This window comes from Rhizobium sp. BK418 (genome assembly GCF_004341105.1).
In the GTDB taxonomy this organism is placed as follows: domain Bacteria; phylum Pseudomonadota; class Alphaproteobacteria; order Rhizobiales; family Rhizobiaceae; genus Rhizobium.
In genome coordinates, this window is the sequence record NZ_SLZK01000003.1 from 575110 (window position 1) to 595895 (window position 20786).

The following is a 20786-nucleotide window of genomic DNA, read 5'->3' on the forward strand; positions in this document are numbered from 1 at the left end:
TTCAGTTGGCCCCGATCGTCAGTTCGGCCACAAAATCATAGGCATCGCCGCGATAGAGTGAGCGCGTGAATTCCACCGCGCGGCCGGAGCCGAGATAGGAAATACGCTCAATGGAAAGCCCGGCCTGGCCGACGGGGACGCCGAGCAAATGGGCGTCGGCTTCCTTCATGTTGGTCGCGGAAATGCGCTGGACAGCGCGGACGGGACGCACGCCGAGGCGCTCCAGCTCGGCATAGAGCGAGTTGCCGACGGCGGAAGGATCGGGCAGGAATTCGCCTGACACGCTCGCATTTTCGATCGCCAGGGGCTGGTCGTCGGCGATGCGCAGGCGCGAGAGGCGTGAGACCTTGATGTCGGTGCCGAGGCCGAGGATCATCATTTCATCGGGCGAGGGCGTATGGACGCCCTTATGCAGCCATTCAGAGCGGGCGGTCATGCCGCGCCGGGCCATATCTTCGGTGAAAGAAGTGAGTTGCGACAGGCGCTGCTCGACCTTGGATACCGGCTTTGTGACGAAGGTGCCTGAGCCGTGGCGGCGTACCAGCAGGCCGTCGGCCACAAGCTCGTCGATCGCCTTGCGCACAGTGACGCGGCTGACAGCGGCGAATTCGGCGATGTCGCGTTCGGGCGGCAAGGCGTCGCCATAGGCGAGGGTTCCGGTGCGGACAGCGTCTTCCAACGTGCGGCGCAGCTTCACATAAAGTGGACCGGTGCCGCCGGCCTGAAGGCGTTCGGGGGAGAGAATAGAGGCGAGATCATCGGTCATGCCGCGCCTCTCTGCTGTTCGTTCAAGAGTTTGACTGCGAGATCGACGGCACCCTGCAGCGCATCTGCCTTCGGCTCCGACAGCAATGCCTTGTGTCGATCAGCGATCCAGGGATCATAGGCTTTGGCAAGGCCGCCGAGCAGGCAGACCGATGGGCATCTCGGCCAAGTGAGCACATCGAGGCTTTGATCGATGGCAAGCGCTGCATCCTTGATAATCTCGATTGCGGTGGCGTCGCCGGCCGCAGCACCTTCGAAGACGGCGGGAGCATAACGAGCGAAATCGGTGGGCCGGGCCGTATGGGCGAATTCGACGAGCCGTTCCGGATCATTGCCGTATTCGGCCATGACTTTGATCGTTAGGGGGGAGGCGGGGCGAACCTCGTCATAGGCGAGGAGAGATTTTTCCAGGAGGTCGCGACCGAGACGGGCGCCGCTCGCCTGATCGCCGACGATTGAGCCCCAGCCGCCAATGCCACGAAGCTTGCCGTCCCGTCGCGCATAATAGACGGAGCCGGTACCGAAGGCGCCGACGACGCCATCGGCGTCGCCGAGCGCGCCCTGCAGTGAAATAAGCGCATCGGTAACCACGCGGCCGTTTTTGAAGGGCAGAGCCTTTTCGATCCGCTTGCCGTAGTCGCCGACATTCGCGCCGGCAACGCCGAGCACGGCAGAGACCGTGGAAACGGCTTCACTTTTGAATCCTGCATCGCGCAGGGCCGCACGGGCAGATTCGACGATGTTGATCAGAGAGTTTTCCAGATCGGAAAGGATATTAGCAGGGCCAGCCTTGCCGTGACCGATGACCTTACCCATTCTGTCCGCAACTGCGGCCCGGCAGCTTGTTCCGCCGCCGTCTATGCCGATTGCAAGCTCCGTCATCGGACCTCCGGATACGCCGTTCCCTTGTGTTTTTAGTACAATACCAAAAAAATACCATTTACCAAGTGGAAATGATCGCGAAATGTGGTCTTTTTATCTTATTGATTTTGCGTGATAAAATTTTTTAATCAATTTTCTCTGGCCCAAAAGTTAATTTCGGCTGGACAATTGGTATTTTTTTGGCCTTAATTCCGAAAAAGGGAACAGCGTATCGAGGCATGTAGAAACCGGCAAAGAAAAACAAGGCCGGACAGGTTTCGAGGAAGGTGCAGACAGCGATCCGCAGGGCCGGCTCGGCTCATGGATGCGCAAGCCATCTCTCCACGCTTTTTCTTTATTTTTCAGCGCCCGGTTCAGCGTATCGGGAGGGCGCGCCATCCGACCGGAGACGCCAGTTTCCGCGTCGGTCGAGCTTCGGGGCCGGCAATCCTGGCGGCTCCAAAAAGGGGCGTTGGGTGTTTCCTCAGGCACGCCAACTGCTTGTTTCAGACCGAAAACAGCGCCTAGCGGCGCTCAAAACAGGAGAGGGAAATGAAAAACACTGCTCTGAAAAGCTTGCTGCTTGCCTCCAGCCTGCTGTCGTCAGCCGGCCTCGTACATGCCGCTGACGTGACGCTCACAGTCGAAAGCTGGCGTAACGACGACCTGCAGATCTGGCAGGAAAAGATCATCCCGGCTTTCGAAGCCAAGAACCCGGGCATCAAGATCGTCTTCTCGCCAACCGCTCCGACTGAATATAACGCTTCGCTGAACGCCAAACTCGATGCCGGCTCTGCAGGCGACATCATCACCTGCCGTCCATTCGACGCTTCGCTCGAACTCTTCAACAAGAAGCAGCTTGCCGACCTTACCAGCCTGTCCGGCATGGAAAACTTCTCGCCGGTCGCCAAGGCTGCCTGGTCGACGGATGACGGCAAGTCGACCTTCTGCGTGCCGATGGCTTCGGTCATTCACGGCTTCATCTACAATAAGGATGCCTTCGACAAGCTCGGTATTGCTGTTCCGAAGACGGAAGACGAATTCTTCGCAGCCCTCGACAAGATCAAGGCTGACGGTACCTACATTCCGCTCGCCATGGGCACGAAGGATCTCTGGGAAGCCGCAACCATGGGCTACCAGAATATCGGTCCGAACTACTGGAAAGGTGAAGAGGGCCGCTTAGCGCTGATCGCTGGCAAGCAGAAGCTGACGGATCCCGCCTGGGTCAAGCCCTTCGAGGAACTTGCCAAGTGGAAGCCCTATCTCGGTGACGGTTTCGAAGCCCAGACCTACTCGGACAGTCAGAACCTCTTCACGCTCGGCCGCGCCGCAATCTACCCGGCCGGTTCATGGGAAATCGCCCTGTTCAACACGCAGGCCCAGTTCAAGATGGGTGCCTTCCCGCCGCCGGTTCCGAAGTCTGGCGACCAGGGCTACATCTCCGATCATCCGGATATCGGCGTCGGCCTGAACACCAAGAGCACGCACCAGGAGGAAGCCAAGAAGTTCCTCACCTGGGTCGCTTCACCCGAGTTCGCAGACATTTATGCGAATGCGCTACCGGGCTTCTTCAGCCTGAACTCCAACCCGGTCAAGATGAGCGATCCGCTCGCTCAGGAGTTCGTTTCCTGGCGCGGCCCGTACAAGTCGACCGTCCGCTCCACCTATCAAATCCTGTCGCGCGGCACGCCGAACCTTGAAAACGAGACTTGGGTTGAATCGGCAAACGTCATCAACGGCACGGATACGCCGGCCGCTGCTGCCGAGAAGCTGCAGAAGGGCCTCGACAGCTGGTACAAGCCAGGCAAGTAAGCCTGTCATTCAAGGTAAGGGGCGGCTTCAAGCCGGCCCTTACCGGCCTGCCGGCCATCTTGTCTCGCAAGGGCAGGAGACTCGCAGCCGCCTCTTGGCCCGTTGTTTTCAGGTATGGGCCCGATCCTGCTCTCCGGACAGAGTGAGGAGGAGTGAGGGGCAAGATTTTCACCTGAGCTGCGCCTGTCGGCCCAGCCAATAAGAACAGGCAAAAGCCATGAGCGAAGCCGACAACGCAGTCGACGTGATCCCGATCAAGCGTCCCATACGCTGGCATATCGGCATCTTCCTTCTTCCGGCATTCATCGTCTATTCGGCGATCATGATCCTGCCGCTGATCGAAACGCTCCGGCTTTCCTTCTACAATACGGTTGATGGCGCCCCGGCCTTCGTCGGCTTCGCCAATTATCAAGTTCTCTTCGGCGATCCGCGGTGGGTGCATGACTTCTGGAATGCGCTGCGCAACAATGTGATCTTTTTCATCATCCATATGTGCGTGCAGAATCCGATCGGCATTGCGCTGGCTGCGCTTCTGTCGACGCCGCGGCTGCGTTTTGTCGCCTTCTATCGCACTGCAATCTTCCTGCCGACGCTGCTCTCCTTCGTCATCGTCGGCTTTATCTGGAAGCTGATCCTTTCGCCGATCTGGGGCGTGGCACCCTGGCTGATGAGCTTCGTCGGTTTGAAATGGGCATTTGCGCCCTGGCTCGGCCAGTCCGGTCCTGCGCTGATCGCCGTGTCGCTGATCTCCAACTGGCAATATATCGGCATCCCGATGATGCTGATCTATGCGGCGCTTCTGAGCATCCCTGAGGAGGTGATCGAGGCTGCGGAATGCGACGGCATTACCGGCTGGGCGCAGTTCTGGAAGATCAAGCTGCCGCTGGTGCTGCCGGCAATCGGTATCATCTCGATCCTGACCTTCGTCGGCAATTTCAACGCCTTTGACCTGATCTATACGGTCCAGGGCGCGCTTGCCGGCCCAGATATGTCAACGGATATTCTGGGTACGCTGCTCTATCGCACCTTCTTCGGTTTCCAGCTCCAGCTCGGCGACCGGTCCATGGGTGCGACTATCGCAACGGTCATGTTCCTGATCATCCTTGCCGGCGTCTCCTTCTACCTTTTCGCCATCCAGCGGCGCATGCGCCGCTATCAGTTCTGAGGAGTGTGAGCCCATGTCGAACAGAGCGCGCACATCCCCCATTCGCACCGGCCTCGTGCATCTGGCGCTGATCGCCTATACGCTGATTGCGATCTTCCCGGTGTTCCTGACGATCGTGAATTCGTTCAAGGACCGCAATGCGATCTTCCGCTCGCCGCTGCAGGTGCCCACACCTTCGACTTTCAGCCTGATCGGCTATCAGACTGTGCTGGGGCAGGGTGACTTCGCCACCTATTTCCAGAACAGCTTTATTGTGACGATCGTGGCGATCTTCCTCGTGCTGCTGTTCGGAGCTATGGCCGCCTTCGCGCTGTCGGAATATCGCTTCAAGGGCAATACCTTGATGGGCCTCTATATGGCGATCGGAATCATGATCCCGATCCGCCTCGGCACGGTCGCCATCCTGCAGGGCATGGTCGCGACCGGTCTCGTCAACACGCTGACGGCGCTGATCCTCGTCTATACGGCGCAGGGCATTCCGCTCGCGATCTTCATCCTGTCGGAATTCATGCGCACCGTTTCCGACGACCTGAAGAATGCCGGGCGGATCGACGGACTCTCGGAATATGCGATCTTCTTCCGCCTCGTGCTGCCGCTGGTGCGGCCGGCTATGGCGACGGTCGCCGTCTTCACAATGATCCCGATCTGGAACGACCTCTGGTTCCCGCTGATCCTGGCGCCGTCCGAAGCTACGAAGACCGTAACGCTCGGCTCGCAGATCTTCATCGGCCAATTCGTCACCAACTGGAATGCGGTTCTGGCAGCGCTGTCGCTGGCGATCCTGCCGATCCTCGTCCTCTATGTCATCTTCTCGCGGCAACTGATCCGCGGCATTACCTCGGGAGCCGTCAAGTGAGCCAATCCGACAAGCCGATCCGCGTCCTCGTTGCAGGACTTGGCAATATGGGCCGCAGCCATGCGCTCGCCTATCACAACAATCCTGGCTACGAGATCGTCGGTCTCGTCAACCGCTCCAAACCGGCGCATCTGGCGCCGGAACTGGAGCAATATACGATCCATCCCGATTTCATGACGGCGCTTGCCGACTTGAAGCCGGATCTCTGCTCGATCAATACCTATTCGGACAGCCATGCCGATTACGCCGTTGCCGCCTTCGAGGCCGGCTGTGATGTGTTCGTCGAAAAGCCGTTGGCAACAACGGTTGCCGATGCCGAGCGCGTCGTGGCGGCGGCTAAGAAGGCCGGCAAGAAGCTGGTCATCGGTTACATCCTCCGCCACCACCCTTCCTGGAAGAAGCTGATCGAGGAAGCGCGGAAGCTCGGCGGCCCCTATGTTTTCCGCATGAACCTCAATCAGCAGTCCAGCGGCCCGACCTGGGATACGCACCAGGCTTTGATGCAAACGACCTCGCCGATCGTCGATTGCGGCGTCCACTATGTCGACGTCATGTGCCAGATCACCGATGCCAAGGCCATCGAAGTTCGCGGCATGGGCCTGCGCCTGTCGAATGAGATCGCGCCAGACATGTATAATTACGGCCATCTGCAGGTGCTCTATGAAGACGGTTCCGTCGGTTGGTACGAGGCCGGCTGGGGGCCGATGATTTCCGAAACTGCCTTCTTCGTGAAGGACGTCATGTCGCCGAATGGCGCTGTCTCGATCGTCATGGATCCGACGGCCAAGTCCGACGATATCGACACTCACACCAAAACTTCCGTCATTCGCCTTCATTCGGCAGAGACCGGGCCAGACGGCAAGTTCATCCGTCCCGATCAGGACATGACCATGGCGGGCGAGCCGGGCCATCAAGAGCTTTGCGACCTAGAGCAGGCCTTCATGCTGCGTGCTGTCCGTGAGGATCTGGACCTTACCCGCCATATGGATGATGCCGTGGCCTCGCTGCGCATCTGCCTTGCCGCTGACGAAAGCGTGCGCACCGGCCGACCGGTTAGACTATAAGGAAAGACTAGTGGGATCGCTTCAACTCAAATCCATCCGCAAGGCCTATGGCACTCATGACGTGCTGAAGGGCATCGACCTTGAGGTCAAGGACGGCGAATTCGTCATCTTCGTCGGCCCCTCAGGGTGCGGGAAATCGACCCTGCTGCGCAGCATTGCCGGCCTGGAAGACGTCACCTCGGGCGCCGTCATCATCAACGGCCGCGACGAGACGCTGACGCCGCCTGCCAAGCGCGGCATCGCCATGGTCTTCCAGTCCTACGCGCTCTATCCCCACCTGACGGTGAAGGACAATATGGGGCTTGGCCTCAAGCAGGCGGGTACTGCGAAGGACGAGATCGAAAAGCGCGTCACCAAGGCATCGTCGATGCTCTCGCTGGAACAATATCTCGCCCGCCGCCCGTCCGAACTTTCGGGCGGCCAGCGCCAGCGTGTGGCGATCGGCCGCGCCATCGTGCGTGAGCCGGAACTCTTTCTGTTCGACGAGCCGCTCTCCAACCTGGATGCGGCGCTGCGCGTGCAGACGCGTCTGGAAATCGCCCGTCTGCATCGCAGCCTGAAGGCGACGATGATCTACGTCACCCACGACCAAGTGGAAGCGATGACGCTTGCCGACAAGATCGTGGTACTGAATGCCGGTGCAATCGAGCAGATCGGCTCGCCGATGGAACTCTACAATCGCCCAGCCAATGTCTTCGTCGCCGGTTTCATCGGTTCGCCGCAGATGAACTTCATCCCCGGTGACAAGCTCGGTGATGCCAATGCAAAGACGGTCGGCATCCGCCCCGAGCATCTGACGCTGTCCCGCGACAGCGGCACGTGGAAGGCGAAGACCGTGCATGTCGAACATCTCGGTGCCGACACCATCGTCTATCTGGAATCAGAGCAGTGCGGCCTCGTCACAGCGCGTCTCTTCGGCGAACATAAGTATGAGCCGGACGAGATCGTCTATGCGACTCCGGATGGCACGCATATCCATCGCTTCGATGCCAACGGCAAGGCGATCCGCTGACCGTCGATCGAACGAAAAAGCGGGGCCCTTGGTTTCCGGCTAGAGAATATCTTCAGCCGAGAACCGGTCGCATGAAGCTGCGCTCGTAGCTGACGATGCTGCGATTGCGTTTGTCGAGTTCGAAAGCGGCCTGGCATTCCGGATCGCTTGCCATTCGCGTCCTGTAGTCCTCGTAGGCTGCAAGGCTCGGGAAGGAAAACAGTGCGACGGCAATGTTGTTGGCGCCTTCCGACGGCAGGAAATAGCCGTGATGGGTACCGCCCATCCTGTTGACGATGGGAATCCAGAGCCGGGCATATTCTTCGAATTCGGCGAGCTTATAGGGATCGATCACATAGCGCAGATAGCAGGTAATCATCGACATGTCCGTTTGTAGTGGCGGGCCTGTTTCTATGCGGCGCGTTCCGTCCCTTCAAGCCGAGCTTGCTGATGGCGCGATCACGATTGCTGATGATCTCCCGGCTGAAACGAAAAAGGCGCCGCATCGCCGGCGCCTTTCTGACGAATTCAATTGCCACCAGTCAGTCGCGGATGACGAGCAGATCGGCGGCCATGAAGCGAAGCGTGACGGTTTCGCCCGCGGATGGCGGGGTGATGCCGGGGCTGTTGAACATGTCGAAGGAGATCACGTTGCCGCCGACATCCATACGGGTGCGAATGACCGAACCCAGGAAGTGTGCGGAGACGACCTGACCGGTCAGTGCGGTATCGCTGCGAGCGCCTTCAGCCAGCGATCCGGCTTCCGGACGAAGCGCGAGCTGTACGGTGTCGCCGGCCTTGTAGGCCTGAACTGATTGCTTCAGTGTGACACTCTGATCGCCGATCTGGATGCGGTTGCTGTCGGGATCGACCACCTTGGCTTCGATGAGGTTCAGCGTGCCGACGAAGGAGGCGACGAAGCGCGTTGCCGGCGTGTTGTAGATCTCGAAGGGCGTGCCGATTTGGTCGGCCTTGCCGGCGTTCATGACGACGATGCGGTCGGAGATCGACAGCGCTTCTTCCTGGTCGTGCGTGACGAAAACGGTGGTGATGCCGAGCGACTGCTGGATCTGGCGGATTTCCTCGCGCAGTGAAACGCGGATCTTAGCGTCGAGAGCAGACAGCGGCTCGTCGAGCAGCAGAACCTGCGGCTTGACGGCAAGGGCGCGGGCGAGTGCTACGCGCTGCTGCTGGCCGCCTGACATCTGGTAGGGGAAGCGGTCGGCCAGATGCTCGAGCTTGATGAGGCCGAGCATTTCCTTGACGCGCTTGTCGATCTCAGGCTTCGGCGCACCTGCGACCTTCAGGCCGAAGGCAACATTGTCATGCACCGTCATGTTCGGGAAGAGGGCGTAGGCCTGGAAGACCATGCCGATATTGCGCTGGTTCGGCTTCAGCGCGCGCTGGTCCTTGCCGTTGATCGTCAGCGTGCCGCCGGTCGGCGCTTCGAAGCCAGCGATCATGCGCAGAACCGTCGTCTTGCCGCAGCCAGACGGGCCGAGGAAGGAGACGAATTCCCCTTTCTCGATGTCCATGTTGAAGTTCTTGACGACCTGGGTTTGGCCGAAAGATTTCTGAATATTGGTCAGGGTAAGAAAAGACATGAGCCAAATACCTTATGCTTTAGCCGGGCGGGCTTTGCCAAAGCGCGAAACGAGGTTGAGCAGGCCCATGCTGAGCCATGTGATCGAGAATGCGATAACCGCGAGCGCGGACGGCTCATAGGCCTTGTTCGCACCGACGAGCTGCAGGTAGGGGCCGAAGGCCGGGCGGTTCAGCAGGGCTGCGAAGGTAAACTCACCCATGACGATCGCGAGCGTTATGAAGGCACCCGAAAGCACGCCGCTCATGACGTTCGGAAAGATGCACTTGAACATGATCGTCGGCCAGCTGGCACCGAGGCTCTCAGCTGCTTCCGTCAGCGTTCGCACGTCAATCGCGCGCATGGCGGTATCGACGGAGCGGTACATGTAGGGCAGCGCAAGCGTCATATAGGAGATGACGAGCAAGATGTTCGTACCGGTCGTAAAGCCCGTCAGCGGTAGGATCGACGATGAGTTGTACATGCGCAGATAGCCGAACACGATGACGATCGCCGGAATGACGAGCGGTAGCAGCGTGATGAATTCGACGATCTGACGCATCTGCGGCACGCGCAGGCGCACCCAATAAGCCGTCGGCACGACGAGCAGCATGCCGAAGACAATGGTGAGGAGCGCCATCAGCATTGAATAGCCGAAGGTTGCCTGGAAGTCTGGATCGGAGAAGACTGAGCGGTAAGCATCGAAGCTGTAGACACCGCGGCGCATGCGCAGCGAGAATTCCAGCGTACCCAGCAGAGGCACGAAGAAGTAGATCGCGCCGATAATGATGGCGATCCAGGCGCCGATACGTTGTCCCGTCATTTCTGCCACCGTTCAGCGCGCATGCGCAGCATGAGATAGAGAACGTTCGATACGCCAGTAATGACGATCATGCCGAGCGCGATCGCGTAACCGAGGTTCGCATTGTGAAGAACATCGCCGCGGATCTGAGCGTAGAGCAGGATCGGCACGATGTTTAGCGATGAACCGGTCAGCGCATACGCGGTGGCGATGGCACCGAAAGCGTTGGCGAAGAGCAGAAGCGTCGTGCCAAGCAGGCTCGGCCACAGGATCGGCAAGGCGACCATGGTCCAGTACTGACGGTTGGTGGCGCCGAGGATCTGGGAAGCCTCACGCCATTCCTTCTTCATGCCGTCAAGAGCCGGCGTCAGGATCAGCACCATCAGCGGGATCTGAAAATACATGTAGGTGATGGTCAGGCCGGTGAAGGACAGCAGGTTGAAGCCCGTGGCGTAGAGATTGATGCCGAACCAGTCACGCAAGAATATGGTCACGAGGCCGGTGCGGCCCAGTGTCGCCAGGAACGAGAAAGCGAGCGGGATGCCGGCGAAATTCGAGGCGACACCGGAGAAGGTGAGCAGCGTGGAGCGGACCCAGGTCGGCAGGCCGCCGAGCACCACGGCCCAGGCGAGGAAGAAGCCGATCAGCGCACCGCCGAGAGCGGAGGCGACGGAAACACGGATACTGATCCAGTAAGCGCTCAGGATCGACGGCGTAAAAAGGTCGGCGATGTTCTGGAACGTGAATTGTCCGTCGGGCGTAAAGAACGCGCCCACGACCAGGTAGAGCGTCGGTATGATCAGGAATAACAGCGAAAATATAATGAAAGGCGCAATGCCCAGCCAGTCGATCACTTTATCTTTGTTGATCAAGGGCATGGCGCTGACCATTGGCGTTGAAACTGTGCTCATGGAAAAGCTCTTCCTGGGGCCAAGGAACGAGAAAGGCCTCTCCGTCGATTAGAGACGGAGAGGCCGGGTCAGTCAATTACTTGACGTTGGCGCCAACGACGCTGTCCCACTGCTTGGTGATGACGGCAGCGCCAGCGTTCTGTTCTTCAACAGACGGGAATACAGCCTTTGCATAGCCTTCGGCCGGCGGCAGCTTGTCGAGCAGCTCCTTCGGAACCTTGCCCTTCTGGGCGAGGTCGTTGAAGCGAATCGGGTGGCAGTAGCCCTTCAACCAGGCGATCTGACCTTCGTCCGAGTACAGGTACTCCATCCAGAGCTTGGCAGCGTTCGGATGCGGAGCGAAAGCGGAGATTGCCTGGACGTAAACGCCGGCGACAACGCCCGTCTGCGGAACGACGACTTCAACCGGCGGGTTGCCGTTGAGGCTGTCGCGCCATGCGAGGCCGTTGTAGTCCCAGCCGATGACGATCGGGGTGGAGCCCTGAGCAAGCGAAGCGGACTTGCCGATAACCGGAACGAGGTTGCCGGCCTTGTTGAGGTCGCCAAAGAACTTCAGACCAGCTTCACCAGCCTTGGCGGCCTCCTTTTCGCCAGCTGCGAGGCCAGCGGCATAAACAGCCTGATAAGCCTGGTTGGAAACGCGCGGGTCGCCAGCGAGCGAAACGGTGTTTGCGTATTCCGGCTTCTTCAGGTCGGCCCAGTCCTTCGGGACGTTCTTGACGATGTCCGTGTTCACGACAAAAGTCAGAGCGCCGTAGTAATCGCCGTACCAGTAGCCTTCAGCGTCCTTTGCAGAGTCCGGAATGGAATCCCAGGTGGAAACCTTATAGGGCTGGAGCAAGCCATCCTTCTTGGCGGACGGGCCGAAGGAAAGGCCAACGTCGACGACGTCAGGAGCCTGCGGGCCGGTGTTGCCCTTGTTTGCCTTAATGGCTTCGATTTCGTCGCCCGAACCGGCATCCGGGTTCAGTTCGTTGACTTCGATACCGTACTTTGCCTTGAAAGCGGAGATCAGGTCGCCGTAACCGCACCAGCTGTGCGGCAGAGCGATTGTCGTCAGCGTGCCTTCCTTCTTGGCGGCTGCGATAAGATCGGCGCTCGGCTCAGCGGCTGCGATCGCAGTCGAAGCAACGATCATCGCAGTAGAAAGCGAGAGCAGTCGAGAAATGTTAGAGATCACTGTTGTTCTCCTTCGGGTTTTCAGTGTCCGATGTGCTGTTACTGGCGTTAGATGAAGCTTGTATGACAGTTGGATGACGCTAATTTTGCCATGAATAGCGGGCGTTAGCTGCAGATGTTTCGTTTGCGACAGGCTATTCTGTTTCCGCGTGATCCGTCGTTGTTTTTGCCCTTATTTTTACTGGTCCCTCCTAGCCGGGTTTGCGGAAAAGCCGCGTCTGTTCGAACAGCCCTTCCAGCGTTTTCATGCGCTCCTTCGTCTCGTCCCAGGTCGAGTTCTGCACGGCTTCGATCAGTGCTTCGACGATGAAGAGCGTGACGACGGAGGAGTCCCATGCTGACGGCGCCTCGATCTGCACGCGAAAGGCGTGACGGGCGAGCTTGGCGGCGGGCGAGCCCCATTGGTCGGTGAAGACGATGATTTCGGCTCCGCGCTTGCGGGCTGCAGTGGCAAGGCTCGCCATTTCCTGCTCGTATCGGCGGATATCGAAGATGATCAGCAGGTCGCCCGGATTCATATTGAGAACATATTGCGGCCAACTCGACGAATTGGACGAGAGTAACGCGGTGTTCGGACGAATGACCTGCATATGGGTAAAGAAGTATTCAGCGAGCGCGCCGGTGATGCGCCCACCGACGAAATAAAGCGTGCGCTTGCGGTCGGAGAGCAGGGCCGCGACATTATCGAAGGTAGCGGTATCGAGATCTGTCAGCGTCTGGCGCAGATTGCCCATGATGGCATCGGCGAAGCGGTTCAATATATGCGTGCCCGGCGCATTCTGGGCCCAGCGGTCATGTTTGGCGATCGGGTTGGAGATCGTCGCCTCGACTTCCTGATGCAGATGCTGCTGGAAATCCGGATAGCCCTTGTAGCCGAGCTTCTGGACCATGCGCACGACTGTCGGCGTGGAGACGCCGGCATTCTCGGCGATGGTGGTGATGCTGCCGAGACCGGAGACGGGATAGTTATCGAGCAGGCTTTCGGCCAACTGCCTTTCGGCGCGCGTGAGCACGCCTAAATGCGAATGAATGACATCCGAAACGGTCTTAGCCGCGACACTCACTTGATTTTGCTCCCCGGGATGGTCTGGCGCCACTTTCCCATCGAAAGTTAACAACGCTGTCACAATCCATGTCAATGACTGTCATGAAAAGAAATTTTCAGAGCGAGCTTGACACTGCGATGAAGCTGAAGAATTCTTTTCTTATAAAGGATTTATTAAGCGATGGGGGAAGCGCCTTTGGTGCTGGCTCAGGCCCAAATTCTCAGCGAGGCAGACGGCGATTGCGTCGCAATCGATCGCGTCGACGGCAAGAGCCCCGTGCTCCTTATCTGCGAGCACGCATCCCGCACGCTTCCCCGACATTTCGGTAATCTCGGCCTTTCCGAAGAAGCGCTTTCGAGCCATATTGCCTGGGATCCTGGCGCACTGGCCGTTGCCCGCAATATCTCGGCGGCTCTGGATGCGACGCTCATCTACCAGCGGTTCTCGCGGCTGATATATGACTGCAACCGGCCGCCAAACTCGCCGGGCGCAATGCCTGAGGTCAGCGAGATCTACTCGATTCCCGGCAACAAGGATTTGACGGAAGGCGAGCGCAATGCCCGCACGGAAGCGCTCTACCTGCCGTTCCATGATGAGGTGCGCCGCCTGATCCGCGAGCGGCAGGCGAGGGGGCAGGATAGCGTCATCGTGACGATCCACAGTTTCACGCCGGTCTATAATGGCTGGCAGCGGACCGTGGAGCTCGGCATCCTCCATGATGAGGACAGCCGTCTTGCCGACCGCATGCTGGGTTTTGCTGCCAACGCGCCGCTCTACCGTACCGAACGCAACGAACCCTATGGTCCTGCCGACGGCGTGACGCACACGCTGATCCTGCATGGCATTTCCAACGGGCTTCGCAATGTTATGATCGAGGTCCGCAACGACCTCATCGCAGACGATACCGGCCAAGGGGTCGTGGCCGACTATCTCACAAGGCTTCTCCAGCAAAGTCTGGATGGCTGAATAAAAAGACCCCGGGGAGCAGTTTAACTGCGAACAGTCCGCAAGGCGAAAAGCCGCGGGCACTATTGGCACAGGATCGACCGCAATCCCGCGGGCGATTGTCAACAGGGGGAAGTCATGTCGGACTATTCCGAAAGTGATAAGAAGCAGGATATGAGTATCCTGCATTCCATGGGCTATGCCCAGGAACTTGAACGGCGAATGAGCTCGTTCTCGAACTTTGCCGTTTCCTTCTCAATCATCTGCATCCTGTCGGGTGGGATCAACTCGCTCGCGCAAGCAACCGCAGGTGCAGGCGGTGCCGCGATCGGCATCGGCTGGCCGCTAGGTTGCTTCGTCTCGCTCGTCTTCGCGGTCGCGATGGCGCAGATCAGCTCCGCATATCCGACGGCCGGCGGCCTCTACCATTGGGGCTCGATCCTCGGCAACCGCTTCACCGGCTGGCTGACTGCCTGGTTCAACCTGCTCGGTCTCGTCACCGTTCTCGGCGCCATCAATGTCGGCACCTATTACTTCTTCATGGGTGCCTTCGGGACGAGCTATCTCGGCCTGACGGACACGACGACGGTGCGTATCATCTTCCTGGTGATCATCACCGGCGCGCAGGCGCTCGTGAACCACATGGGCATCGGCCTGACTGCCAAGCTCACGGACTTTTCGGGCTATCTGATCTTCGCAACCTCGATCGCGCTCGCGGCCGTATGTCTGCTGTCAGCTCCGTCCTATGAGTTCGGACGGCTCTTCACCTTCGCCAATTATTCCGGCGAAGCCGGCGGCAACGTCTGGCCGTCGACATCGGGCATTTGGGTATTTCTGCTCGGTCTGCTGCTGCCGATCTACACGATAACGGGCTATGACGCTTCCGCCCATACATCGGAAGAAACGGTCAAGGCAGCGCATTCCGTACCGCGCGGCATGGTCTCCTCCGTGCTCTGGTCGGCGCTCTTCGGCTACATTATGCTGTGCGCTTTCGTGCTCATGCTGCCGAACATGGACGATGCGGCAAAGCAGGGCTGGAACGTATTCTTCTGGGCGATGGATACGCAGGTCAATTCGGTCGTGAAGGATATCCTTTACCTCGCGATCCTCGTCAGCCAGTGGTTATGCGGGCTTGCGACCGTCACCTCGGTCTCGCGCATGATCTTTGCCTTCTCGCGCGATGGTGGCCTGCCGGCTTCCAAGGCGCTGTCGAAGGTCAGCCCTAAGCATCGCACGCCGGTTGCGGCTATCTGGACGGGTTCGATCCTTTCGGTGCTCTTCGTCTGGGGTTCTTCGCTCGTTTCTATCGGCGAGACGCCGGTTTACACGATCGTCGTATCGTGCACGGTCATCTTCCTGTTCTTCTCCTTCGCGATCCCGATCACGCTCGGCCTCTTAGCCTGGGGGACATCGAAGTGGGACAAGATGGGTCCGTGGAATCTTGGCGAGGGCACGTTCAAGCTCTTCGCGGTTCTCTCGATCCTTGCAATGATCCTGATCTTCGTCCTCGGTATCCAGCCGCCGAACGACTGGGCGCTTTACATCACCGTCGGTTTCCTGGTGCTGACGGGCATCGTCTGGTTCGGCTTCGAAAGCCGCCGCTTCAAGGGGCCGCCGATTGGCGACGAAGTGGCAAGGCGCCAGGCCGAAATCGCAGCGGCTGAAAGGGCTGTCGGCGAACGCTGAACATCGAGGCTTCCCTCTCAATGGCGGGGCCGCACCATGCGGCCCCCTCACGGTTCAATGAAAGGGTATGGTCGGGTCGGTCCCGGTGGTCGCATGTCGTTTCGTTGTCCCGATTTCCCGGTTTCACTTTCAGGCGGATAAATCATGAGCAGCTACACTCTCGACGATCTCAGACAGGACGTTGCCGACGGGCGCATCGATACGGTGCTAGCCTGCCAGGTGGACATGCAGGGGCGCCTGATGGGCAAACGTTTCCAGGCTGAATATTTCCTCGAAAGCGCCTGGAAGGAGACGCACAGCTGCAACTATCTGCAGGCGACGGACATGGAGATGGAAACCGTCTCCGGCTACAAGGCGACGAGTTGGGAGAAGGGGTACGGCGACTATACGATGAAGCCGGATCTTTCGACGCTCCGGCTCATTCCTTGGCTCGAAGGCACCGCGCTCGTGCTCTGCGACGTGCTCGATCATCATACGCATGAGGAAGTGGCCCATTCGCCGCGCGCGATCCTGAAAAAGCAGGTGAAGCGGCTGGAGGCGATGGGCATGAAAGCCTACATGGCTTCGGAGCTCGAATTCTTCCTCTTCGACCAGAGCTATGATGCCGCGCAGGCTTCCGGCTATCGCAATCTCAAGCTCGCGAGCGCCTATAATGAAGATTACCACATCTTCCAGACGACCAAGGAAGAAGAGGTGATGCGGGCAATTCGCAAGGGTCTGCAGGGTGCGGGCATTCCGGTCGAAAACTCCAAGGGCGAGGCATCCGCTGGTCAGGAAGAAATCAACGTGCGCTACGCCGATGCGTTGACGATGGCGGACCGCCACGCGATCATCAAGAACGGCTGCAAGGAAATTGCGTGGTCGAAGGGCAAGGCGATCACTTTCCTTGCCAAGTGGCATTACAATGCTGCCGGCAGCTCCTCGCATATCCATCAATCGCTCTGGAGCCTGGAAGAAAAGCCGCTCTTCTTCGATCATACCGGCCATTACGGCATGTCTCCGCTGATGCAAAATTATATTGCCGGGCTGCTCAGCCATGCGAGCGAGATCACCTATTTCCTGGCGCCCTACATCAATTCCTACAAGCGGTTTATGGCCGGCACCTTTGCGCCGACCAAGGCCATCTGGAGCAAGGACAACCGTACGGCGGGTTATCGCCTCTGCGGTGAGGAGACCAAGGCGATCCGCATCGAATGCCGTGTCGGCGGCTCCGATCTCAATCCGTATCTTGCCTTCGCAGCACTGATCGCTGCCGGCATCGACGGCATTGAGAAGAAGCTGGAACTGGAAGCGCCTTATGTGGGCGACGCCTATTTCGGCAAGGATATTCGCGAAATTCCGCGCACGCTGCGCGCTGCAACGAAGGCAATGACGGAATCGGAGATGCTGCGCGCGGCCTTCGGCGACGAGGTGATCGACCACTATACACGCGCCGCCGAATGGGAGCAGGAAGAATACGACCGCCGCGTGACGGATTGGGAAGTGGCGCGCGGCTTCGAGAGAGCTTAAGAACATATCCGAAGCGGAAGGCCGGCGACTGGTTCTCCTACGGAGGGCGAGTCGCGGCGTCTTTCCCTGCGGCTCAGAAGAAAACAGGATTCAGATCATGACAATGATCCAATGCATTTCGCCGGTTGACGGCTCGGTTTATGCGGAGCGTCCGGCGCTTTCGCTCGAAGCGGCCAAGGAAGCCGTGGCGCGTGCACGCAAGGCGCAGAAACCCTGGGCCAGGCGCCCGCTCGAAGATCGTGTTCAACTGGTGCTGAAGGGTGTCGCCCGTCTCAATGAGATGTCCGATGTCGTCGTGCCCGAGCTTGCCTGGCAGATGGGCCGGCCGATCAAGTATGGCGGCGAATATCGCGGCTTCAACGAGCGCTCCAACTATGTTGCCTCGATCGCCGCGGATGCGCTGGCGCCGCTCGTCGTCGAGGAGAGCGACAAGTTCGAACGCCGCATCGAGCGCGAAGCGCATGGCGTCGTCTTCGTCGTGGCGCCTTGGAACTATCCCTATATGACGGCGATCAATACGATTGCTCCCGCCTTGATGGCCGGTAACACCGTCGTGCTCAAGCATGCATCGCAGACGCTGCTCGTCGGCGAGCGGCTGGTGCAGGCCTTCGTCGAGGCGGGTGTGCCCGAGGATGTGTTCCAGAACGTCTTCCTCGATCATGAGACGACCTCGGCGCTGATCGCCGCCGGCAGTTTCAACTTCATCAATTTCACCGGTTCGGTCGAAGGCGGCCGCTCGATGGAGCGCGCTGCTGCCGGCACCTTCACCGGGCTCGGCCTCGAGCTCGGCGGCAAGGACCCCGGCTATGTGATGGACGATGCCGATCTCGATGCTGCCGTCGATACGCTGATGGATGGCGCGACCTATAATTCCGGCCAGTGCTGCTGCGGCATCGAGCGCATCTATGTGCATGAATCGCTCTACGACGCCTTCGTCGAAAAGTCGGTGGCCTGGGTTTCGAACTACAAGCTCGGCAATCCGCTTGATCCGGAAACATCGCTCGGGCCGATGGCACACAAGCGTTTCGCCAAGGTGGTGCGCGAGCAGGTCGCCGATGCAGTTGCCAAGGGCGCCAAGGCGCTCGTCGATCCGAAGCTTTTTCCGGCCGATGACGGCGGCGCCTATCTCGCCCCGCAGATCCTCGTCAATGTCGATCATTCCATGGCTTTCATGCGCGAAGAAACCTTCGGCCCGGCCGTCGGTATCATGAAGGTCAAGAACGACGATGAAGCGCTGGCGCTGATGAACGACAGCCAGTACGGACTCACCGCCTCGCTCTGGACCAAGGATGCGGAGCGGGCAGGGCGGCTCGGCCGCGAAATCGAAACCGGCACCGTCTTCATGAATCGCGCCGATTATCTCGATCCAGCCCTGTGCTGGACCGGCGTCAAGGAAACCGGCCGCGGCGGCTCGCTGTCGATCATCGGCTTCCACAATCTGACGCGCCCGAAATCCTACCATCTCAAGAAGGTTACAGCATGAGCAGCGCCAACATCACCGCCAACTGGAGCTATCCGACATCGGTCAAGCTCGGCCGGGGCCGCATCAAGGAACTGGCCGACGCCTGCAAGAGCCTCGGCATGAAAAAGCCGCTGCTCGTCACCGACCGCGGCCTCGCCGCGATGGCTATCACCAAGAATGCGTTCGACATTCTCGAAGACGCCGGCCTCGGTCGGGCGATCTTTGCCGATGTCGATCCGAACCCGAACGAGAAGAACCTCGAAGCGGGCATTAAGGCCTTCCGCGATGGCGGCCATGACGGCGTGGTCGCCTTCGGCGGTGGCTCGGGCCTCGACCTCGGTAAATGCGTTGCCTTCATGGTCGGTCAGACGCGACCGGTGTGGGATTTCGAGGATATCGGCGACTGGTGGACACGGGCGAGCATTGAAGGCATCGCGCCGATCGTTGCCGTGCCGACGACGGCCGGCACGGGCTCGGAAGTCGGTCGCGCCAGCGTCATCACCAATTCCGTGACGCACGTGAAGAAGATCATTTTCCATCCGAAGTTCCTGCCGGGTGTCGTCATCGCCGATCCGGAGCTGACGGTCGGCATGCCGAAGATCATCACTGCCGGCACCGGCATGGATGCCTTTGCCCATTGCCTGGAAGCCTATTCCTCGCCCTTCTATCATCCGATGTCGGCCGGCATCGCGCTGGAGGGCATGCGTCTCGTCAAGGAATTCCTGCCCCGCGCTTACCGTGAAGGCACGGACCTGGAAGCCCGCGCCAACATGATGTCGGCAGCCGCCATGGGCGCTGTCGCCTTCCAGAAGGGCCTCGGCGCCATCCATGCGCTCTCGCACCCGATCGGCGCCGTCTACAACACGCATCATGGCATGACCAATGCCGTCGTCATGCCGGCTGTCCTGCGCTTCAACCGCTCGGCCATCGAAGAGAAGATCGCCCGTGCGGCTGCCTATCTCGGAATTTCTGGCGGTTTTGACGGTTTCTACGATTACGTCCTGAAGCTGCGTTCCGAACTCAACGTCCCCGACAATCTGACGGCGATGGGAATCACCCCGGATCGGATCGACGAACTGGCGGCGATGGCGATTGAAGACCCGAGCGCCGGCGGTAACCCGGTGGCAATGACGCTCGAAAATACCAAGGCCCTGTTTAAGGATTGCTTCTGATCAGATAAAGGCGGACCTATCAATTTGCCCGGAAAACTCTGGTTTTCCGGGCTTTCTTTTTGGCTTTGGATTTTCGGGCATCCTTATTTCTGATGATGCGAAAAATGCAGGCCGCATTTTGAGCAGGTGCGTTTAACAATTTGTTAACCACGATTGGAAAGGATGGGTTAACCGCACAATGCTCCGACGGTGCGATTAACACGAGCGATGCCGGCTCGCGCGCCATTCTCCTTCGAGGATCCAGATATGCCAGTCATCACATTCGCAAATACCAAGGGCGGCGCCGGCAAGACCACAGCCGTATTGCTGCTTGCTACCGAGCTTGCCCGTCAGGGCTATCGGGTCACCATCCTCGACGCCGATCCGCAGCACTGGATCTCGCGCTGGCACGAAATCTCCGGTCATGTGGAAAATATCAGCGTCATCGATTTCGTAACGACGGCCTCACTACCGCAGCACATTAGCGAAAACAGGCAAAATACCGATTACTTCATCATCGATCTGCCGGGCGCGCGTAATCCGCTGCTGGCAACGGCCGTCGGACTCTCCGATCATGTGCTGATTCCGATCCAGGGCTGTGCCATGGATGCCCGCGGCGGTGCTCAGGTTCTCGAACTCCTGCAGTATCTGGAAGAGAAAGCCGGCATCAAGATCGGCCATTCGGTCGTCCTGACGCGTGTCAATTCCATGGTCACCACGCGCGCGCTGCAGATCGTCAAGGCGTTGCTCAACGAGCGCCACGTGCCGGTTCTCGATACGGCTATTATCGAACGGTCGGCCTTCCGCGACATTTTCGATTGCGGCGGCACGCTGCATACGATGGATCCGATGCGCGTCAGCAACCTGGACAAGGCCCGTGAAAATGCCCTCCGTTTCGCAGAGGAAATCATGCTCAAGGTCCCGGGCCGGCTTCCGGTCGCCGTTCGGCTGGCAAACGCGATACGGAGCGCTGCCTGATCGCAACATCTTAATGAAGAA

19 protein-coding genes are annotated in these 20786 nt (G+C 59.2%); 11 read left to right on the forward strand and 8 right to left on the reverse strand.

All coding sequences use genetic code 11. From position 1 onward, the window contains the following. Position 1: 1 nt before the first annotated feature. Both EV281_RS14325 and EV281_RS14330 read right to left on the reverse strand, forming a co-directional pair. Complete coding sequence (locus EV281_RS14325) at positions 2-766, reverse strand: GntR family transcriptional regulator (RefSeq protein WP_132653753.1); 765 nt, start codon at positions 764-766, stop codon at positions 2-4. Further along, positions 763-1647, reverse strand: coding sequence for an N-acetylglucosamine kinase (locus EV281_RS14330; RefSeq protein ID WP_132653754.1), 885 nt, complete (start codon positions 1645-1647; stop codon positions 763-765). Before EV281_RS14330 ends, EV281_RS14325 begins: the two co-directional genes overlap by 4 nt. A gap of 531 nt (positions 1648-2178) precedes the next feature. On the opposite strand from EV281_RS14330, the gene EV281_RS14335 reads away from it, so the two are divergent. From EV281_RS14335 to EV281_RS14355, 5 genes are all read left to right on the forward strand, one after another. Then, positions 2179-3438, forward strand: a complete 1260-nt coding sequence (locus EV281_RS14335) for an ABC transporter substrate-binding protein (RefSeq protein ID WP_132653755.1) — start codon at positions 2179-2181, stop codon at positions 3436-3438. A gap of 217 nt (positions 3439-3655) precedes the next feature. Next, the gene (locus EV281_RS14340; protein WP_132653756.1) at positions 3656-4603 is read left to right on the forward strand and encodes a sugar ABC transporter permease; all 948 of its coding nucleotides are present in this window, start codon (positions 3656-3658) and stop codon (positions 4601-4603) included. Between the two features lie 13 nt (positions 4604-4616). Next, positions 4617-5459, forward strand: a complete 843-nt coding sequence (locus EV281_RS14345; protein ID WP_132653757.1) for a carbohydrate ABC transporter permease — start codon at positions 4617-4619, stop codon at positions 5457-5459. Further along, positions 5456-6523, forward strand: a complete 1068-nt coding sequence (locus tag EV281_RS14350; RefSeq protein WP_132653758.1) for a Gfo/Idh/MocA family oxidoreductase — start codon at positions 5456-5458, stop codon at positions 6521-6523. The genes EV281_RS14345 and EV281_RS14350 overlap by 4 nt, the downstream gene beginning before the upstream one ends. 10 nt (positions 6524-6533) lie before the next feature. Continuing rightward, positions 6534-7535: an ABC transporter ATP-binding protein gene (locus tag EV281_RS14355; RefSeq protein WP_132653759.1), complete on the forward strand. Its 1002-nt coding sequence runs from the start codon at positions 6534-6536 to the stop codon at positions 7533-7535. Positions 7536-7587: 52 nt separating this feature from the next. Here the strand turns inward: EV281_RS14355 and EV281_RS14360 are convergent, their stop codons facing one another. The 6 genes from EV281_RS14360 to EV281_RS14385 form a co-directional block, all read right to left on the reverse strand. After that, a complete protein-coding gene (locus tag EV281_RS14360) occupies positions 7588-7893 on the reverse strand; it encodes an NIPSNAP family protein (RefSeq protein ID WP_132653760.1) in 306 nt (101 codons plus the stop codon). A 163-nt stretch (positions 7894-8056) separates the two neighbouring features. Continuing rightward, positions 8057-9118, reverse strand: coding sequence for an ABC transporter ATP-binding protein (locus tag EV281_RS14365; protein ID WP_132653761.1), 1062 nt, complete (start codon positions 9116-9118; stop codon positions 8057-8059). A 12-nt stretch (positions 9119-9130) separates the two neighbouring features. Beyond that, positions 9131-9919: an ABC transporter permease gene (locus EV281_RS14370; RefSeq protein ID WP_132653762.1), complete on the reverse strand. Its 789-nt coding sequence runs from the start codon at positions 9917-9919 to the stop codon at positions 9131-9133. Next, a complete protein-coding gene (locus EV281_RS14375; RefSeq protein ID WP_132653763.1) occupies positions 9916-10809 on the reverse strand; it encodes an ABC transporter permease subunit in 894 nt (297 codons plus the stop codon). The genes EV281_RS14370 and EV281_RS14375 overlap by 4 nt, the downstream gene beginning before the upstream one ends. A 76-nt stretch (positions 10810-10885) precedes the next feature. Further along, positions 10886-11989, reverse strand: coding sequence for an ABC transporter substrate-binding protein (locus EV281_RS14380; protein WP_132653764.1), 1104 nt, complete (start codon positions 11987-11989; stop codon positions 10886-10888). Between the two features lie 190 nt (positions 11990-12179). Beyond that, the gene (locus EV281_RS14385; protein WP_132653765.1) at positions 12180-13052 is read right to left on the reverse strand and encodes a MurR/RpiR family transcriptional regulator; all 873 of its coding nucleotides are present in this window, start codon (positions 13050-13052) and stop codon (positions 12180-12182) included. A gap of 177 nt (positions 13053-13229) precedes the next feature. Between EV281_RS14385 and EV281_RS14390 the strand changes: the two genes are divergently transcribed. The 6 genes from EV281_RS14390 to EV281_RS14415 all read left to right on the forward strand — a co-directional run bounded on the left by EV281_RS14390 (position 13230) and on the right by EV281_RS14415 (position 20765). After that, positions 13230-14000: an N-formylglutamate amidohydrolase gene (locus tag EV281_RS14390; RefSeq protein ID WP_132654308.1), complete on the forward strand. Its 771-nt coding sequence runs from the start codon at positions 13230-13232 to the stop codon at positions 13998-14000. Between the two features lie 117 nt (positions 14001-14117). Continuing rightward, positions 14118-15665, forward strand: coding sequence for an amino acid permease (locus EV281_RS14395; RefSeq protein WP_132653766.1), 1548 nt, complete (start codon positions 14118-14120; stop codon positions 15663-15665). 144 nt (positions 15666-15809) lie between these two features. Continuing rightward, complete coding sequence (locus EV281_RS14400) at positions 15810-17174, forward strand: glutamine synthetase family protein (RefSeq protein WP_132653767.1); 1365 nt, start codon at positions 15810-15812, stop codon at positions 17172-17174. A 97-nt stretch (positions 17175-17271) separates the two neighbouring features. Continuing rightward, on the forward strand, positions 17272-18657 hold the full coding sequence (locus tag EV281_RS14405; protein WP_132653768.1) for an aldehyde dehydrogenase family protein: 1386 nt from the start codon (positions 17272-17274) through the stop codon (positions 18655-18657). Next, a complete protein-coding gene (locus EV281_RS14410; RefSeq protein ID WP_132653769.1) occupies positions 18654-19808 on the forward strand; it encodes an iron-containing alcohol dehydrogenase in 1155 nt (384 codons plus the stop codon). The genes EV281_RS14405 and EV281_RS14410 overlap by 4 nt, the downstream gene beginning before the upstream one ends. Before the next feature lie 246 nt (positions 19809-20054). Next, entirely contained in the window at positions 20055-20765 is a 711-nt protein-coding gene (locus tag EV281_RS14415) for a ParA family protein (RefSeq protein WP_165911889.1), read from the forward strand. The last annotated feature ends 21 nt before the right edge of the window (positions 20766-20786 follow it).

Excerpts from the sequence above, each read along its gene's own strand:
- EV281_RS14400 (WP_132653767.1), top strand. The coding sequence starts at position 15,810 with ATGAGCAGCTACACTCTCGACGATCTCAGACAGGACGTTGCCGACGGG.
- EV281_RS14375 (WP_132653763.1), bottom strand. The coding sequence starts at position 10,809 with ATGAGCACAGTTTCAACGCCAATGGTCAGCGCCATGCCCTTGATCAAC.
- EV281_RS14395 (WP_132653766.1), top strand. The coding sequence starts at position 14,118 with ATGTCGGACTATTCCGAAAGTGATAAGAAGCAGGATATGAGTATCCTG.
- EV281_RS14410 (WP_132653769.1), top strand. The coding sequence starts at position 18,654 with ATGAGCAGCGCCAACATCACCGCCAACTGGAGCTATCCGACATCGGTC.
- EV281_RS14405 (WP_132653768.1), top strand. The coding sequence starts at position 17,272 with ATGACAATGATCCAATGCATTTCGCCGGTTGACGGCTCGGTTTATGCG.
- EV281_RS14345 (WP_132653757.1), top strand. The coding sequence starts at position 4,617 with ATGTCGAACAGAGCGCGCACATCCCCCATTCGCACCGGCCTCGTGCAT.
- EV281_RS14370 (WP_132653762.1), bottom strand. The coding sequence starts at position 9,919 with ATGACGGGACAACGTATCGGCGCCTGGATCGCCATCATTATCGGCGCG.
- EV281_RS14340 (WP_132653756.1), top strand. The coding sequence starts at position 3,656 with ATGAGCGAAGCCGACAACGCAGTCGACGTGATCCCGATCAAGCGTCCC.
- EV281_RS14415 (WP_165911889.1), top strand. The coding sequence starts at position 20,055 with ATGCCAGTCATCACATTCGCAAATACCAAGGGCGGCGCCGGCAAGACC.
- EV281_RS14335 (WP_132653755.1), top strand. The coding sequence starts at position 2,179 with ATGAAAAACACTGCTCTGAAAAGCTTGCTGCTTGCCTCCAGCCTGCTG.
- EV281_RS14360 (WP_132653760.1), bottom strand. The coding sequence starts at position 7,893 with ATGATTACCTGCTATCTGCGCTATGTGATCGATCCCTATAAGCTCGCC.
- EV281_RS14365 (WP_132653761.1), bottom strand. The coding sequence starts at position 9,118 with ATGTCTTTTCTTACCCTGACCAATATTCAGAAATCTTTCGGCCAAACC.
- EV281_RS14325 (WP_132653753.1), bottom strand. The coding sequence starts at position 766 with ATGACCGATGATCTCGCCTCTATTCTCTCCCCCGAACGCCTTCAGGCC.
- EV281_RS14330 (WP_132653754.1), bottom strand. The coding sequence starts at position 1,647 with ATGACGGAGCTTGCAATCGGCATAGACGGCGGCGGAACAAGCTGCCGG.